Raw genomic sequence first — 16,160 nt, forward strand, 5'->3', positions numbered from 1 at the left:
GATACCGCGGCGCGTCCGTCCTGGTGGCGGACGGGTTGCCGATTCAGATGCGATTCCCGGCAGGGCGGCGTCAGCCGCCGTTGCCATTTTCGGAACCAGTCAATACGCCAGTAGCTCAATTGGCAGAGCAGCGGTCTCCAAAACCGCAGGTTGGGGGTTCGAGTCCCTCCTGGCGTGCCAAATGCGGAAGGTCGATTGAACAGCAAGGCTGAACAAAACGCAGGCGACATCCTCAAGTACGTGGTCGCGGTGCTGCTGGTCGCGGCCGGCGTGTTCGCGTTCTACTGGTTCGAACAGTTGCCGGGCGGTGTCCGCGCCCTGTTCGTGGCCGGAGGCCTGGTCGCTGGTGCGGCGGTATTCCTGGTCAGCCACCTGGGTGTCCAGACGCGTGAATTCCTCTCGGAGTCGCAGTTCGAGTTGCGCAAGGTGGTCTGGCCGACGCGCCAGGAAGCCATGCGCACCACGTGGGTGGTGATTCTGGCGGTCGTGATCCTGAGCCTGATCCTGGCCGGGTTCGATGTGGTCATCCAGGCGGCCGTGAAGTGGCTGCTTGGACGTTGAGGAGATGACACAAGTGCAGACGTCAGACAGCAACCCGGCCGACAACAGCGCCAGCAGCAACAAGCGCTGGTATGTCGTCCATGCCTATTCGGGCTTCGAGAAGACCGTGGCACAGGCGTTGCGTGATCGCATCGTCCGCGAGGAGATGGAGGACCGCTTCGGCGACGTGCTCGTCCCGACCGAGGAAGTCGTGGAGATGCGCGCCGGCCAGAAACGCCGCTCCGAGCGCAAGTTCTTCCCCGGTTACGTGCTGGTGCAGATCGCCACCCACGAGGAAGGCGGCATTCCGCGCATCGACAGCGAGTGCTGGCACCTGATCAAGGAAACCCCCAAGGTGATGGGTTTCATCGGCGGAACCGCCGATCGTCCGCTGCCGATCGCCGACCATGAGGCCGCGCAGATCCTGGACCGCGTGCAGGAAGGCGTCGAGAAGCCGCGTCCGAAGGTGCTGTTCGAGGCGGGCGAGATGGTCCGCGTCGTCGACGGTCCGTTCAACGACTTCAACGGCGTGGTCGAGGAAATCAATTACGAGAAGAGCCGCCTGCGCGTCGCAGTGCTGATCTTCGGTCGCTCGACTCCGGTCGAGCTGGAATTCGGTCAGGTCGAGAAGGCCTGACGCGAAACACATTCGCCGGGACGAGTGGTTCGTCCCGGCAACAATCGCGAGGAGCCTGCTGTCGAAAGACACGCAGGCGTTTGCACTCGCAGGAGCTGAGCAATGGCAAAGAAAGTAGTTGGTTACATCAAGTTGCAGGTCAAGGCCGGTCAGGCCAATCCGTCGCCGCCGGTGGGTCCCGCCCTCGGTCAGCGCGGCCTGAACATCATGGAGTTCTGCAAGGCATTCAACGCTGCGACGTCGAAGCTGGAGCCGGGACTGCCGACGCCGGTGATCATCACCGCGTATTCCGACCGCACCTTCACCTTCATTACCAAGAGCACCCCGGCCGCCGTGTTGCTGAAGAAGGCCGCTGGCGTCACCACCGGTTCCAAGCGTCCGAACACCGAGAAGGTGGGCAAGATTTCCCGCGCCCAGCTCGAGGAGATCGCCAAGGCGAAGGAGGCCGATCTGACGGCCGCCGACCTGGAAGCGGCAGTGCGCACGATTGCGGGTTCCGCCCGCAGCATGGGTTTGGCGGTGGAGGGTTAAGACATGGCGATGACCAAGCGCAAGAAAGCAATCAAGGCCGCCACCGAGCCGGGCAAGTCCTACGGCTTCGATGACGCCATCAAGATCGTCAAGACCGCGACCAAGGCGAAGTTCGTCGAGTCCGTCGACGTGGCCGTGCGGCTCGGCGTGGATGCACGCAAGTCCGACCAGCAGGTGCGCGGCTCGACCGTGTTGCCGGCCGGTACCGGCAAGAGCGTGCGCGTGGCGGTGTTCGCACCGGCCGGCGCCAAGGCCGACGAGGCCCTGGCCGCAGGCGCCGAGGCGGTCGGCATGGACGACCTGGCCGAGAAGATGCTGGCGGGCGACCTCAACTACGACGTCGTCATCGCGACCCCCGACGCCATGCGCGTGGTGGGCAAGCTGGGCCAGTTGCTCGGCCCGCGCGGCCTGATGCCGAACCCGAAGGTCGGCACCGTGTCGCCGAACCCGGGCGAGGCGGTCAAGAACGCCAAGGGCGGCCAGGTGCGTTACCGCACCGACAAGGCCGGCATCATCCATTGCACGATCGGCAAGGCCGACTTCGACGACGCGTCGCTCAAGGGCAACCTGGAAGCGTTGCTGATCGACCTGATCAAGGCCAAGCCGGCAACCGCCAAGGGTCAGTTCCTGCAGAAGATTTCGGTCAGCTCGACCATGGGCCCCGGTGTCGCCGTGGACCAGGCCTCGCTGACCCTGAAGTGATGGATTGGCCCGCGCTTTAGCGCGGCCTTGCCAATCCGTCATCCCCGCGAAAGCGGGGATCCAGGGACGTAGATTTTGATTTTGATTTTGTTTGACCGGCAGCTTTGCGCATGAAAGCCAAAGCCGCCGGATTCCCGCCTCAACGGGAATGACGTTCAAAGGTACCGGGTTCGCGCCCGGTACCCGCAGGATTTGAAGGCATCGCAAGGCTTCGGCCAGCGCGATAGCCGTCAAAGACCGCAGGTGCGGTTCGCGCGTGGCAACGACGGGCATGGACGCTCACATGGCATGGAATCGCCGTTGCCGAAGGCGGAACCGCTTAATCCGCATCCGATGAGGATGCTGGCCTGCGTAGATGGTGATGCCCTTCTGGAATGTTTTGGTTCAAGACACCTCTGGACGGCCACCACCGGGATGCACTGCATCCCCGATGCCAGGGACCGGTATCGCCCAGGACCGCCAACGGCTGGAGCCGCAGGCGGAGTTCATAAGAGGAGTGACATATGGCTCTCAATCTGTCCCAGAAACAGAACGTTGTCGCCGAAGTGGCAGAAGTTGCCGCCAAGGCGCACTCCCTGATCGCAGCCGAGTACATCGGCACCACGGTCAGCCAGATGACCGCGATGCGCAAGCAGGCACGTGAAACCGGTGTGTTCCTGAAAGTTGTCAAGAACAGCCTGGCTGCACGCGCCGTCACGGGTACCGACTACGAGTGCGCCAAGGACTCGATGGTCGGCCCCCTGCTGTACGCGTTCTCGACCGAGGAGCCCGGCGCTGCCGGTCGCCTGATCAAGGAATTCGCCAAGGGCAACGACAAGTTGCAGCCCAAGCTCGTCGTGGTGGGTGGCCAGCAGTATCCGGCCAGCCACGTCGACGTGCTGGCTTCACTGCCGACCCTCGACCAGGCCCTGGCCATGCTGGCCCGCGTGCTGTCCGAACCCGCGGCGATGTTCGCCCGCGCGGTCAAGGCCGTTGGCGACCAGCAGGGCGGTGATGAAGCACCGGCGGAAGCCGCTGCCGAAGCCGAACCGGCCTGATCCAGCGAAAAGACAACGTTTCCCTTTCAACATCGAATCAATCCAGAGGTAACACAATGTCCCTGTCCAACGAGCAAATCGTCGACGCCGTCGCCACCAAGTCGCTGATGGAAGTGATGGAGCTGGTGAAGGCCATCGAAGAGAAGTTTGGCGTTTCCGCCGCCGCCCCGGTCGCTGCCGCTGCCGCTGCCGGCCCGGCCGCCGTTGTCGAAGAGCAGACCGAGTTCGACGTCATCCTGAAGTCGCCGGGCGACAAGAAGGTTGAAGTGATCAAGGCGGTCCGCGGCATCACCGGCCTCGGCCTGAAGGAAGCCAAGGACCTCACCGAGGCCGGCGGCGTCGTGAAGGAAGGCGCCACCAAGGAAGAGGCCGAGAAGATCAAGAAGGATCTCGAAGCCGCCGGTGCGACCGTCGAAGTCAAGTAAGCCGTACTTGCGTCGCTGCTTATCTGTGGGCGACCAGCCGGGGCTGGGGGCGAAAGCTCCCGGCCTTTGGCCGTTGTGGCGTTGTCTGAAAGGCCGGTTGAGACACCGGTAACGAGTTGACAGTCGGAAGTAGCGGGAGATGGCGTGCTGGTGCCGGCAATACCAGCGACTTCCCACTGGCAATTTTGCAAGCCCCTTTTGCACCAGGTTTTTGCAAACCCGATTTTGCAAGCGCCAATCTGCATCTCCCCTTTCACGTTTCCCCCAGGACCGCGGACGCGCGATCCGATGAACACCGAGGCGGTAGCTCACCATGACCACAGCTTCCAAAACGACCATGAGCCCGAAGGGCACCTATTCGTTCACTGAAAAGAAGCGCATCCGCAAGGACTTCGGCAAGAGCCGTTCGATCCTCGAGGTGCCGTTCCTGCTTGCGATCCAGGTCGATTCCTATCGCCGGTTCCTGCAGGAAGACATCGCACCGGCCAAGCGCGCGGATCGCGGCCTGCACGCGGCGCTCAAGTCGGTGTTCCCGATTGCCAGCTACAGCGGCAACGCGGCGCTGGAATATGTCGGCTACAAGCTGGGCGAGCCCGCCTTCGACGAGCGCGAGTGCCGCCAACGTGGCATGAGCTACGGCGCGCCGCTGCGCGTGACCGTGCGCCTGGTGATCTACGACCGCGAGTCGTCGACCAAGGCCATCAAGTACGTGAAGGAGCAGGAGGTCTACATGGGCGAGATTCCGCTCATGACCGGCAACGGCACCTTCATCGTCAACGGCACCGAGCGCGTCATCGTGTCCCAGCTGCACCGTTCGCCAGGCGTGTTCTTCGACCACGACCGCGGCAAGACCCACAGCTCGGGCAAGCTGCTGTACAGCGCCCGCATCATTCCGTACCGCGGCTCGTGGCTGGACTTCGAGTTCGACCCGAAGGACGGCCTGTTCACCCGCATCGACCGTCGCCGCAAGTTGCCGGTGACGATCCTGCTGCGTGCACTGGGCTACAACAACGAAGAGATGCTGGCCGAGTTCTTCGAGGTCAACACCTTCCACATCGACCCCAAGGAAGGCGTGCAGCTGGAGCTGGTGGCCGAGCGCCTGCGTGGCGAGACCCTGGACTTCGACCTCGCCGATGGCGACAAGGTCATCGTCGAGGCCGGCCGCCGCATCACCGCGCGTCACGTCAAGCAGCTGGAGGCCTCGGGCATCGAAGCGCTGGCCGTGCCGGATGAGTACCTGGTCGGCCGCACCCTGTCCCACGACGTGATCGACGCCAGCACCGGCGAGCTGATCGCCGCGGCCAACGACGAGATCACCGAGGAGCAGCTGGCGCTGTTCCGCAAGGCCGGCATCGAGACCGTCGGCACGATCTGGACCAACGACCTGGATCGCGGCGCGTTCATTTCCAACACCCTGCGCATCGACCCGAGCAAGACCCAGCTCGAGGCGCTGGTCGAGATCTACCGGATGATGCGTCCGGGCGAGCCGCCGACCAAGGACGCCGCACAGAACCTGTTCCACAACCTGTTCTTCACCTTCGACCGCTACGACCTGTCGGCCGTCGGCCGGATGAAGTTCAACCGCCGCATCGGCCGCAAGGAAGTCACCGGCGCGTCGGTGCTGTACGACGCCCGCTACTTCTCCCAGCGCAAGGACGACGAGTCCAAGCGTCTCGCCGCCGAGATGGGCGAGGGCTCCGACATCCTCGACGTGCTCAAGGTGCTGACCGAGATCCGCAACGGCCGCGGCATCGTCGATGACATCGATCACCTCGGCAACCGCCGCGTGCGCTCGGTCGGCGAGATGGCCGAGAACACCTTCCGCGTCGGCCTGGTCCGGGTGGAGCGTGCGGTCAAGGAGCGCCTGTCGATGGCCGAGGCCGATGGCCTGACCCCGCAGGACCTGATCAACGCCAAGCCGGTTGCCGCCGCCGTGAAGGAGTTCTTCGGCTCCTCGCAGCTGTCGCAGTTCATGGACCAGAACAACCCGCTGTCCGAGGTCACCCACAAGCGCCGCGTCTCCGCGCTTGGGCCGGGCGGCCTGACCCGCGAGCGCGCCGGCTTCGAGGTGCGCGACGTGCACCCGACCCATTACGGCCGCGTCTGCACCATTGAAACCCCGGAAGGCCCGAACATCGGCCTGATCAACTCGCTGGCCGTGTTCGCCCGCACCAACGAGTACGGCTTCCTGGAGACGCCGTACCGCAAGGTCGTGGACGGCAAGGTCACCGACGAGGTCGAGTACCTGTCGGCGATCGAGGAGAACGAGTACGTCATCGCCCAGGCCAACGCGCCGCAGGACGACAAGGGCGTGCTGAGCGAGCTGTTCGTGGACTGCCGTTACCAGGGCGAGTCGATGCTGAAGCCGCCCAGCGAGGTCCACTTCATGGACGTCTCGCCGATGCAGACGGTGTCGGTCGCCGCCGCGCTGGTGCCGTTCCTGGAGCACGACGACGCGAACCGCGCACTGATGGGCGCGAACATGCAGCGCCAGGCCGTGCCGACGCTGCGTTCGCAGAAGCCGCTGGTGGGTACCGGTATCGAGCGCGCGGTGGCGCGTGACTCGGGTGTGACCGTGAATGCGTTGCGTGGCGGCACGATCGAGCAGATCGATGCGGCGCGCATCGTGGTCAAAGTCAACGAGGACGAGATCAGCAGCGAGACCGATGCCGGTGTCGATATCTACAACCTGATCAAGTACACCCGTTCCAACCAGAACACCTGCATCAACCAGACCCCGCTGGTCAACGTGGGCGACGTGATCGCCCGCGGCGACGTGCTGGCCGACGGTCCTTCGACCGATATCGGCGAACTCGCGCTGGGCCAGAACATGCTCATCGCGTTCATGCCGTGGAACGGCTACAACTTCGAGGACTCCATCCTGCTGTCCGAGCGGGTGGTGCAGGAGGATCGCTACACCACGATCCACATCGAGGAGCTGACCGCGGTCGCACGTGACACCAAGCTGGGGCCGGAGGAGATCTCCGCGGACATCCCGAACGTCTCCGAGCAGGCTCTGAACCGCCTCGACGAGTCCGGCGTGGTGTACATCGGTGCCGAGGTGCGTGCCGGCGACATCCTGGTCGGCAAGGTCACGCCGAAGGGCGAGAGCCAGCTGACCCCGGAAGAGAAGCTGCTGCGTGCGATCTTCGGCGAGAAGGCGAGCGACGTGAAAGACAGCTCGCTGCGCGTGCCGCCGGGCATGGACGGCAACGTCATCGACGTGCAGGTCTTCACCCGCGACGGGATCGAGAAGGACAAGCGCGCCAAGCAGATCGAGGAATCCGAGATCCGCCGGGTCAAGAAGGACTTCGACGACCAGTTCCGCATCCTCGAGGCGGCGATCTACAACCGCCTGCGCAGCCAGCTGATCGGCAAGGTCGCCAACGGCGGCGCCGGCCTCAAGAAGGGCGAGACCGTGACCAGCCTGGTGCTGGACGGCCTGTCTCGGAAGGACTGGTTCAGCCTGCGGATGAAGGACGAGTCGGCGGTCGAGGCGATCGAGCGTGCGCAGAAGCAGATCGACGTTCACGAGAAGGAGTTCGAGCGCCGGTTCGCCGACAAGCGCGCCAAGATCACCCAGGGCGACGACCTCGCCCCGGGCGTACTGAAGATGGTCAAGGTGTTCCTGGCGGTGAAGCGCCGCATCCAGCCGGGCGACAAGATGGCCGGCCGCCATGGCAACAAGGGTGTGGTATCGATCCTGGTGCCGGAGCAGGACATGCCGTACATGGCCAACGGCGAGACCGTCGACATCGTGCTGAACCCGCTGGGCGTGCCGAGCCGCATGAACATCGGCCAGGTGCTGGAGGTCCATCTGGGCTGGGCGGCGAAGGGGCTGGGCGAGAAGATCCAGCGCATGCTCGACGCACAGGCCAAGGTCACCGAGCTGCGCAAGTTCCTCGACGAGATCTACAACCACGACAGCAAGCTGGTCGGGCAGCGGGTCGACCTCAAGCAGTTCAGCGACCAGGAACTGCTGGCGCTGGCCGGCAACCTGACCGACGGCGTGCCGATGGCGACGCCGGTGTTCGACGGTGCAGAAGAGTCGGAGATCAAGATGATGCTCCAGCTCGCCGACCTGCCGACCAGTGGCCAGACCACGCTGTACGACGGCCGCACCGGCGAGGCGTTCGACCGCGAAGTCACCGTCGGCTACATGCACATGCTGAAGTTGAACCACCTGGTCGACGACAAGATGCATGCGCGCTCGACCGGTCCGTACTCGCTCGTCACCCAGCAGCCGCTGGGCGGCAAGGCGCAGTTCGGCGGCCAGCGCTTCGGCGAGATGGAAGTCTGGGCACTGGAAGCCTACGGCGCGGCCTACACCCTGCAGGAAATGCTGACGGTGAAGTCCGACGACGTGCAGGGCCGCAACCAGATGTACAAGAACATCGTCGATGGCGAGTACGAGACGGTCGCCGGCATGCCGGAGTCCTTCAACGTGCTGGTGAAGGAAATCCGCTCGCTCGCGATCAACATGGAGCTGGAAGAGAACTGAGGAACCGGACCGGGGAACGCCGCGAACCGCGCGCTCCCCGGCCCACAGAGTCGGTAATCCCAGCCCTTCGACGATTTACTCCTCCACGGAGAAAGAAAAATGAAAGACCTTCTCAACCTGTTCAACCAGCAGCGTCCCGCGCTCAACTTCGATGCGATCAAGATCGCACTGGCCTCGCCGGACCTGATCCGCTCGTGGTCGTTCGGTGAAGTCAAGAAGCCCGAGACGATCAACTACCGCACCTTCAAGCCCGAGCGTGACGGCCTGTTCTGCGCCGCGATCTTCGGACCGGTGAAGGACTACGAGTGCCTGTGCGGCAAGTACAAGCGCATGAAGCACCGTGGCGTGGTGTGCGAGAAGTGCGGCACCGAAGTGACCCTGGCCAAGGTGCGCCGCGAGCGCATGGGCCACATCGACCTGGCTTCGCCGGTCGCACACATCTGGTTCCTGAAGTCGCTGCCGTCGCGCATCGGCCTGATGCTGGACATGACCCTGCGCGACATCGAGCGGATCCTGTACTTCGAGGCGTTCGTCGTCACCGAGCCGGGCCTGACCCCGTTCGAGCGCGGCCAGCTGCTCAACGAAGAGCAGTACATGCAGGCGCGCCAGGAGCACAGCGACGACTTCGACGCCGCGATGGGCGCCGAGGCCGTGTTCGAACTGCTGCGCACGCTCGATCTGCAGAGCGAGATGGTGCAGCTGAAGGAAGACATCGCCGCCACCGGTTCGGAGACCAAGCTCAAGCGCCTCACCAAGCGCGTCAAGCTGGTCGAGGCGTTCCTGGAGTCGGGCAACAAGCCCGAGTGGATGGTCATGACCGTCCTGCCGGTGCTGCCGCCGGACCTGCGTCCGCTGGTGCCGCTGGACGGCGGCCGCTTCGCGACTTCCGATCTGAACGACCTGTACCGCCGCGTCATCAACCGCAACAACCGCCTGCGCCGCCTGCTCGAGCTCAATGCGCCGGAAATCATCGTGCGCAACGAGAAGCGCATGCTGCAGGAGTCGGTCGATGCGCTGATGGACAACGGCCGCCGTGGCCGCGCCATCACCGGCACCAACAAGCGTCCGTTGAAGTCGCTGGCCGACATGATCAAGGGCAAGCAGGGCCGCTTCCGCCAGAACCTGCTCGGCAAGCGCGTCGACTACTCCGGCCGCTCGGTCATCGTGGTCGGCCCGTACCTGAAGCTGCACCAGTGCGGCCTGCCGAAGAAGATGGCGCTGGAGCTGTTCAAGCCGTTCATCTTCGCCAAGCTGCAGCGCCGTGGCCTGGCCACCACGATCAAGGCCGCCAAGAAGCTGGTCGAGCGTGAAGAGGCGGAAGTCTGGGACATCCTGGAAGAAGTCATCCGGGAGCACCCGGTGCTGCTGAACCGTGCGCCGACCCTGCACCGCCTGGGCATCCAGGCGTTCGAGCCGGTGCTGATCGAGGGCAAGGCCATCCAGCTGCACCCGCTGGTCTGCACCGCGTTCAACGCCGACTTCGACGGTGACCAGATGGCCGTCCACGTGCCGCTTTCGCTGGAAGCCCAGCTGGAAGCGCGCGCGCTGATGATGGCCTCCAACAACATCCTGTCGCCGGCCAACGGCGAGCCGATCATCGTGCCGTCGCAGGACGTCGTGCTGGGCCTGTACTACATGACCCGCGCGCTGGAAAACAAGCAGGGCGAGGGCATGGCGTTCGCCAACGTGTCCGAGGTCAAGCGTGCCTACGACAACCGCGTGGTGGAACTGCACGCCAAGGTCAAGGTGCGCATCACCGAGTCGGTGATCCAGGAGGACGGTTCGCGGGTGGAGCAGTCGTCGATCGTCGACACGACCGTCGGCCGCGCGTTGCTGGACGACATCCTGCCGTCGGGCCTGCCGTTCGCGCTGGCCAACGTCGAGCTGACCAAGAAGAACATCAGCCGCCTGATCAACTCCTGCTACCGCATGCTGGGCCTGAAGGACACGGTCGTGTTCGCCGACCAGCTGATGTACACCGGATTCGCCTATGCAACCCGCGCCGGTGTGTCGATCGGTATCGACGACATGATCATCCCGGGCGCCAAGAAGGGCATCCTGGACGAGGCCGAGACCGAGGTCCTGGAGATCCAGGAGCAGTACCAGTCCGGTCTGGTCACCGCCGGCGAGCGCTACAACAAGGTGGTGGATATCTGGTCGCGCACCAACGAGCGCGTGGCCAAGGCGATGATGGAAGCGATCGGTACCGAGCAGGTGCAGAACGCGAAGGGCGAGACGGTCGACCAGAAGTCGATGAACTCGGTCTACATCATGGCCGACTCCGGCGCGCGTGGTTCGCAGGCACAGATCCGCCAGTTGGCCGGCATGCGTGGCCTGATGGCCAAGCCTGACGGCTCGATCATCGAGACGCCGATCACCGCGAACTTCCGCGAGGGTCTGAACGTCCTGCAGTACTTCATCTCGACCCACGGTGCACGAAAGGGCCTGGCCGATACCGCGCTGAAGACCGCGAACTCCGGTTACCTGACCCGTCGCCTGGTCGACGTGGCGCAGGACGTGGTGATCACCGAGGACGACTGCGGCACCCTCGATGGCCTGATGATGACCCCGATCGTGGAAGGCGGCGACGTCGTCGAGCCCTTGCGCGACCGCGTGCTGGGTCGCGTGGTGGCCGAGGACGTGTTCCTGCCGGGCAACGACGAGGATCCGATCGTCACCCGCAACACGCTGCTCGACGAAGCCTGGGTGCAGAAGCTCGAGGACGCCAGCGTCCAGTTGATCAAGGTGCGTTCGACGATCACCTGCCAGTCCTCGTTCGGCGTGTGCGCCAACTGCTACGGCCGTGACCTCGGCCGCGGACACCTCGTCAACCATGGCGAGGCGGTGGGTGTGGTTGCCGCGCAGTCGATCGGCGAGCCGGGTACCCAGCTGACCATGCGTACGTTCCACATCGGTGGTGCGGCATCGCGTGCGGCGGCGATCGACAACGTCACGGTCAAGACCACCGGTTCGATCAAGTTCAACAACCTCAAGCACATCGAGCACAGCGACGGCCACATCGTGGCGGTGTCTCGCTCGGGCGAGCTGTCGGTGCTGGACGTCCACGGTCGCGAGCGCGAGCGTTACAAGCTGCCGTACGGTGCCACCATCGACGCCAAGGACGGTTCGGAGATCAAGGCCGGCCAGCAGGTCGCGCACTGGGACCCGCACAACCACCCGATCGTGTCGGAAGTGGCCGGCTTCGTGCGCTTCATCGACTTCGTCGATGGCGTCACCGTGATCGAGAAAACCGACGAGCTGACCGGTCTGGCCTCGCGCGAGATCACCGATCCCAAGCGTCGCGGCTCCGCGTCCAAGGACCTGCGCCCGATCGTGCGGATCGTCGACAAGAACGGCGACGACCTGAACATTCCGGGCACCGACCTGCCGGCGCAGTACCAGTTGCCGCCGCGCTCCGTGGTCAACCTGCAGGACGGCGCGGCCGTCGGCGTGGGCGACGTGGTGGCGAAGATTCCGCAGGAAGCGTCCAAGACCCGCGACATCACCGGTGGTCTGCCGCGCGTGGCCGACCTGTTCGAGGCGCGCAAGCCGAAGGATCCCGCGATCCTGGCCGAGCGTTCGGGCATCGTCAGCTTCGGCAAGGAAACCAAGGGCAAGCAGCGTCTGGTGATCAAGGACTCCGACGGCACCGAGCACGAGGAGCTGATTCCCAAGTACCGCCAGATCATCGTGTTCGAGGGCGAGCACGTCGAGAAGGGCGAGACCGTGGTGGACGGCGAGCCGACTCCGCAGGACATCCTGCGCCTGCTGGGTGTCGAGCCGCTGGCCGTGTACCTGACCAAGGAGATCCAGGACGTCTACCGCCTGCAGGGCGTGAAGATCAACGACAAGCACATCGAGGTGATCGTTCGCCAGATGCTGCGCAAGGTCGAGATCAGCGACCAGGGCGACAGCAAGTTCCTGCACGGCGAGCAGGTCGAGCGGCAGCGTTTCGTCGAGGAGCATGCCCGCGTGGCCGCCCGCGACGAGATCGTGCCGCAGTACAACCCGGTGCTGCTGGGCATCACCAAGGCATCGCTGGCGACCGAGTCGTTCATCTCCGCAGCGTCCTTCCAGGAGACCACCCGGGTCCTCACCGAAGCCGCTGTCCGCGGTACCCGTGATGGCCTGCGTGGCCTGAAGGAGAACGTGATTGTCGGCCGGTTGATTCCAGCCGGTACCGGCTTGGCGTATCATGCGCAACGCCGCAAGAACGCGTCGGGTCTGACCGATTCGGAGATGGCCGCATTGTCGGCGCCGGTGGCGGTTGAACCGGTGGTCGCCGAGGTCGGCGAAGAGTCGAGCGCTTCGTAATACCGTAGTAATCGCGGCGGTCCCGAGGGCCGCCCCAGATCACCAAAAGAGGCGCACGGAGCGCCTCGTGTTGGGCCCAGGGAAGGGCGGGATCAGGAACGTTTCGCGGGGCCGGTGAAGTTTTCCGGCTCCCGCGATTTCGTGTTGGATTTGCGTTTGACGGCAGCGTCAAATGCAGGCTATACTTTTCGGTCTCGGTGAGTCGGGTGCGCCCGGCTTGTCGTTCGTTATTCACAGAGGCGCGGCATTCCTGGTCGGCCTCTCACCAAAGAGTTCCAGATGGCGACGATCAATCAGCTGGTCCGCAAGCCGCGGCAGGCAGCGACATACAACAGTGCCTCGCCGGCGCTTGAGAACTGCCCGCAGCGGCGCGGCGTTTGCACCCGTGTCTACACCACCACCCCGAAGAAGCCGAACTCGGCGATGCGCAAGGTGGCCAAGGTGCGCCTGACCAACGGTTACGAGGTCATCTCGTACATCGGCGGTGAAGGCCACAACCTGCAGGAGCACTCCGTGGTGCTGATCCGCGGCGGTCGCGTCAAGGACCTGCCCGGCGTCCGTTACCACACCGTGCGCGGTGCGCTCGACGCCGCCGGCGTCGCCAAGCGTCGCCAGCGCCGCTCCAAGTACGGCGCCAAGCGCCCGAAATCCTGAGGACTTGACCCATGTCGCGTAAAGGTTCCGCACCGCAGCGTTCGATCCTGCCTGATCCCAAGCATGGCAGCGAGACGATCGCGCGTTTCATCAATATGGTCATGTACAGCGGCAAGAAGTCCGTCGCTGAAAGGATCGTCTATGGCGCCATGGACGTGATCGGGGAAAAGAACCCGAACGCGTTGGAAGTGGTCGAGAAGGCGCTGGCCAATATTTCCCCCTCGGTCGAGGTCAAGTCCCGCCGTGTCGGTGGCTCCACCTACCAGGTGCCGGTCGAGGTGCGCGCATCGCGCCGCGTCGCCCTGGCGATGCGCTGGTTGATCGACGCGGCGCGCAAGCGCGGCGAGAACACCATGCCGCGCAAGCTGGCCGCCGAATTGCTGGATGCCGCGGAAAGCCGTGGCGGCGCCGTCAAGAAGCGTGAGGAAACGCATCGGATGGCGGAAGCGAACAAGGCGTTCGCGCACTACCGCTGGTGAACGGCGGGCCCGGGTAACGGGGCCGGTCGGAAAGCACGAAAATCAAGTCCCGCCGGGCAGTCCAGGCTGCCTGAACGAACCGGGTGCCGCCATCAGGCGGCGTCCGGCCTTCTGGAAATAGCAAACCTAAACGAGAGGGTCCCGTGGCTCGCACCACTCCCATCGAGCGTTACCGCAACTTCGGCATCATGGCCCACATCGATGCCGGAAAAACCACCACTTCCGAACGCATCCTGTTCTATACCGGTGTCAACCATAAGCTTGGCGAAACCCACGAGGGTGCCGCCACGATGGACTGGATGGAGCAGGAGCAGGAGCGCGGCATCACCATCACGTCCGCCGCGACGACTGCTTTCTGGAGCGGTATGGACAAGTCCATGCCGCAGCATCGCCTCAACATCATCGATACCCCCGGGCACGTCGACTTCACCATCGAGGTGGAGCGTTCGCTGCGCGTTCTCGATGGCGCGGTGTTCGTGCTGTGTGCGGTCGGTGGTGTGCAGCCGCAGTCCGAGACCGTGTGGCGCCAGGCCAACAAGTATTCGGTACCGCGTCTTGCGTTCATCAACAAGATGGATCGCACCGGTGCCAACTTCAACAAGGTCGTCGACCAGTTGAAGCTTCGCCTGGGCGCTTACCCGGTGCCGATGCAGGTGCCGATCGGTGCCGAGGAAGGGTTCGAGGGCGTCGTCGACCTGATCAAGATGAAGGCGATCCACTGGGATACCGCGTCGCAGGGCACGGTGTTCGAGTACCGCGAGATTCCGGCCAATCTGCTTGACGAGGCGACCACCGCCCGCGCATTCATGGTCGAGGCTGCCGCCGAAGCCAGCGAAGAGCTGATGGACAAGTACCTCAACGACGGCGAGCTGTCTGAGGCCGAGATCCTTGCCGGTCTGCGTGAGCGCACCCTGAAGGTGGAAGTGATTCCGGTCTTCTGTGGCACCGCGTTCAAGAACAAGGGCGTCCAGGCGATGCTCGACGGCGTGCTGCAGCTGCTGCCGTCGCCGATCGACGTGCCGCCGGTGACCGGTATCGATGACGACGAGAAGGAAGACAGCCGCAAGGCCGCCGACTCCGAGCCGTTCTCGGCGCTCGCGTTCAAGATCATGACCGATCCGTTCGTCGGTTCGCTGACGTTCTTCCGCTGCTATTCGGGCGTACTGAACTCCGGCGACCAGGTCTACAACCCGATCAAGTCGAAGAAGGAGCGCATCGGCCGCATCCTGCAGATGCACTCCAACGATCGGCACGAGATCAAGGAAGTGCGCGCGGGCGACATCGCCGCGGCAGTGGGCCTGAAGGACGTCACCACCGGTGACACCCTGTGCGCGATCGACCACATCATCACCCTCGAGCGCATGGTGTTCCCGGAGCCGGTCATCTCGATGGCGGTGGAGCCCAAGACCAAGGCGGATCAGGAAAAGATGGGTACGGCGCTGGGTCGCCTGGCGCAGGAGGATCCGTCCTTCCGCGTGCATACCGATGAAGAGTCCGGCCAGACCATCATTTCCGGCATGGGCGAGTTGCACCTGGACATCCTGGTGGACCGCATGCGTCGCGAGTTCCATGTCGAGGCCAACGTCGGCAAGCCGCAGGTCGCCTACCGCGAGACCATCCGCAAGGCGGTCAAGGCCGAAGGCAAGTTCGTGCGCCAGTCCGGCGGCAAGGGCCAGTTCGGCCATGTCTGGCTCGAGATCGAGCCGGGCGAAACCGGCAGCGGCTACACCTTCGAGAACGCAGTCGTTGGTGGCGTCGTCCCGAAGGAATACATCCCGGCGGTCGACAAGGGCATCCAGGAAGCGGTCGCCAATGGCCTGCTGGCCGGCTACCCGATCGTCGACGTCAAGGTGAGGCTGGTTGACGGCTCGTACCACGAAGTCGACTCCTCCGAAATGGCGTTCAAGATCGCCGGCTCGATGGGCTTCAAGGAAGGCTTCCACAAGGCCAGTCCGGTGCTGCTGGAGCCGATGATGAAGGTCGAGATCGTGACGCCGGAGGATTACCTCGGCGACGTGATGGGAGACGTCAGTCGTCGACGCGGCATCCTGCAGGGCCAGGAAGACAGCCTCTCGGGCAAGATCATCGATGCGATCCTGCCGCTGGGCGAGATGTTCGGCTACGCCACGAGCCTGCGCTCGATGTCGCAGGGCCGGGCGACCTTCACGATGGAGTTCGACCACTACGCCGAGGCGCCGGCCAACATCGCCGACGCGGTGGTCAAGAAGAACTGATGCACCGGCCGGCGCCCGCCGGCCAGCTCCCAACAAGATCAACAAACGATTCCAGAGGTAACAATCATGGCCAAGGGTAAATTCGAGCGCACCAAGCCGCACGTGA

11 protein-coding genes and 1 tRNA gene are annotated in these 16,160 nt (G+C 64.3%); all 12 read left to right on the plus strand.

All coding sequences use genetic code 11. The features are described from left to right. Positions 1–104 precede the first annotated feature (104 nt). The 12 genes from N792_RS13040 (at position 105) to fusA (ending at position 16,054) form a co-directional block, all read left to right on the plus strand. A tRNA-Trp gene (locus N792_RS13040) sits at positions 105–180 on the plus strand. A 15-nt stretch (positions 181–195) separates the two neighbouring features. Continuing rightward, positions 196–561 carry a preprotein translocase subunit SecE gene (gene secE / locus N792_RS13045; RefSeq protein WP_036196050.1) on the plus strand — a complete coding sequence of 122 codons (366 nt, stop codon included), beginning with the start codon at positions 196–198 and terminating at the stop codon, positions 559–561. 13 nt (positions 562–574) lie between these two features. Continuing rightward, positions 575–1,177, plus strand: coding sequence for a transcription termination/antitermination protein NusG (gene nusG, locus N792_RS13050; RefSeq protein ID WP_224743910.1), 603 nt, complete (start codon positions 575–577; stop codon positions 1,175–1,177). Positions 1,178–1,279: 102 nt separating this feature from the next. Next, positions 1,280–1,708: a 50S ribosomal protein L11 gene (gene rplK, locus N792_RS13055; RefSeq protein WP_036196052.1), complete on the plus strand. Its 429-nt coding sequence runs from the start codon at positions 1,280–1,282 to the stop codon at positions 1,706–1,708. A 3-nt stretch (positions 1,709–1,711) separates the two neighbouring features. Then, the gene (rplA, locus tag N792_RS13060) at positions 1,712–2,410 is read left to right on the plus strand and encodes a 50S ribosomal protein L1 (protein WP_036196053.1); all 699 of its coding nucleotides are present in this window, start codon (positions 1,712–1,714) and stop codon (positions 2,408–2,410) included. 503 nt (positions 2,411–2,913) lie between these two features. Next, entirely contained in the window at positions 2,914–3,447 is a 534-nt protein-coding gene (rplJ, locus tag N792_RS13065; protein WP_036196054.1) for a 50S ribosomal protein L10, read from the plus strand. A 56-nt stretch (positions 3,448–3,503) separates the two neighbouring features. Beyond that, positions 3,504–3,872, plus strand: a complete 369-nt coding sequence (gene rplL / locus N792_RS13070; protein ID WP_036196055.1) for a 50S ribosomal protein L7/L12 — start codon at positions 3,504–3,506, stop codon at positions 3,870–3,872. A 337-nt stretch (positions 3,873–4,209) separates the two neighbouring features. After that, positions 4,210–8,373: a DNA-directed RNA polymerase subunit beta gene (rpoB, locus tag N792_RS13075; RefSeq protein WP_036196056.1), complete on the plus strand. Its 4,164-nt coding sequence runs from the start codon at positions 4,210–4,212 to the stop codon at positions 8,371–8,373. Between the two features lie 99 nt (positions 8,374–8,472). Then, a complete protein-coding gene (gene rpoC, locus N792_RS13080) occupies positions 8,473–12,687 on the plus strand; it encodes a DNA-directed RNA polymerase subunit beta' (protein ID WP_036196057.1) in 4,215 nt (1,404 codons plus the stop codon). 279 nt (positions 12,688–12,966) lie between these two features. Then, positions 12,967–13,341 carry a 30S ribosomal protein S12 gene (gene rpsL / locus N792_RS13085; protein ID WP_036196058.1) on the plus strand — a complete coding sequence of 125 codons (375 nt, stop codon included), beginning with the start codon at positions 12,967–12,969 and terminating at the stop codon, positions 13,339–13,341. 11 nt (positions 13,342–13,352) lie between these two features. Continuing rightward, the gene (gene rpsG / locus N792_RS13090; protein WP_036196059.1) at positions 13,353–13,820 is read left to right on the plus strand and encodes a 30S ribosomal protein S7; all 468 of its coding nucleotides are present in this window, start codon (positions 13,353–13,355) and stop codon (positions 13,818–13,820) included. A gap of 143 nt (positions 13,821–13,963) precedes the next feature. Continuing rightward, on the plus strand, positions 13,964–16,054 hold the full coding sequence (gene fusA, locus N792_RS13095; RefSeq protein ID WP_036196061.1) for an elongation factor G: 2,091 nt from the start codon (positions 13,964–13,966) through the stop codon (positions 16,052–16,054). Positions 16,055–16,160 lie beyond the last annotated feature (106 nt).

The sequence above is a fragment of the Lysobacter concretionis Ko07 = DSM 16239 genome, assembly GCF_000768345.1.
GTDB classification, from domain to species: Bacteria; Pseudomonadota; Gammaproteobacteria; order Xanthomonadales; family Xanthomonadaceae; genus Novilysobacter; species Novilysobacter concretionis.

What these genes read in the sequence shown, in the direction of transcription:
- rplK (WP_036196052.1), top strand. Translation starts at nt 1,280, where the DNA reads ATGGCAAAGAAAGTAGTTGGTTACATCAAGTTGCAGGTCAAGGCCGGT.
- rpoC (WP_036196057.1), top strand. Translation starts at nt 8,473, where the DNA reads ATGAAAGACCTTCTCAACCTGTTCAACCAGCAGCGTCCCGCGCTCAAC.
- rpsG (WP_036196059.1), top strand. Translation starts at nt 13,353, where the DNA reads ATGTCGCGTAAAGGTTCCGCACCGCAGCGTTCGATCCTGCCTGATCCC.
- rpsL (WP_036196058.1), top strand. Translation starts at nt 12,967, where the DNA reads ATGGCGACGATCAATCAGCTGGTCCGCAAGCCGCGGCAGGCAGCGACA.
- rpoB (WP_036196056.1), top strand. Translation starts at nt 4,210, where the DNA reads ATGAGCCCGAAGGGCACCTATTCGTTCACTGAAAAGAAGCGCATCCGC.
- rplL (WP_036196055.1), top strand. Translation starts at nt 3,504, where the DNA reads ATGTCCCTGTCCAACGAGCAAATCGTCGACGCCGTCGCCACCAAGTCG.
- rplA (WP_036196053.1), top strand. Translation starts at nt 1,712, where the DNA reads ATGGCGATGACCAAGCGCAAGAAAGCAATCAAGGCCGCCACCGAGCCG.
- rplJ (WP_036196054.1), top strand. Translation starts at nt 2,914, where the DNA reads ATGGCTCTCAATCTGTCCCAGAAACAGAACGTTGTCGCCGAAGTGGCA.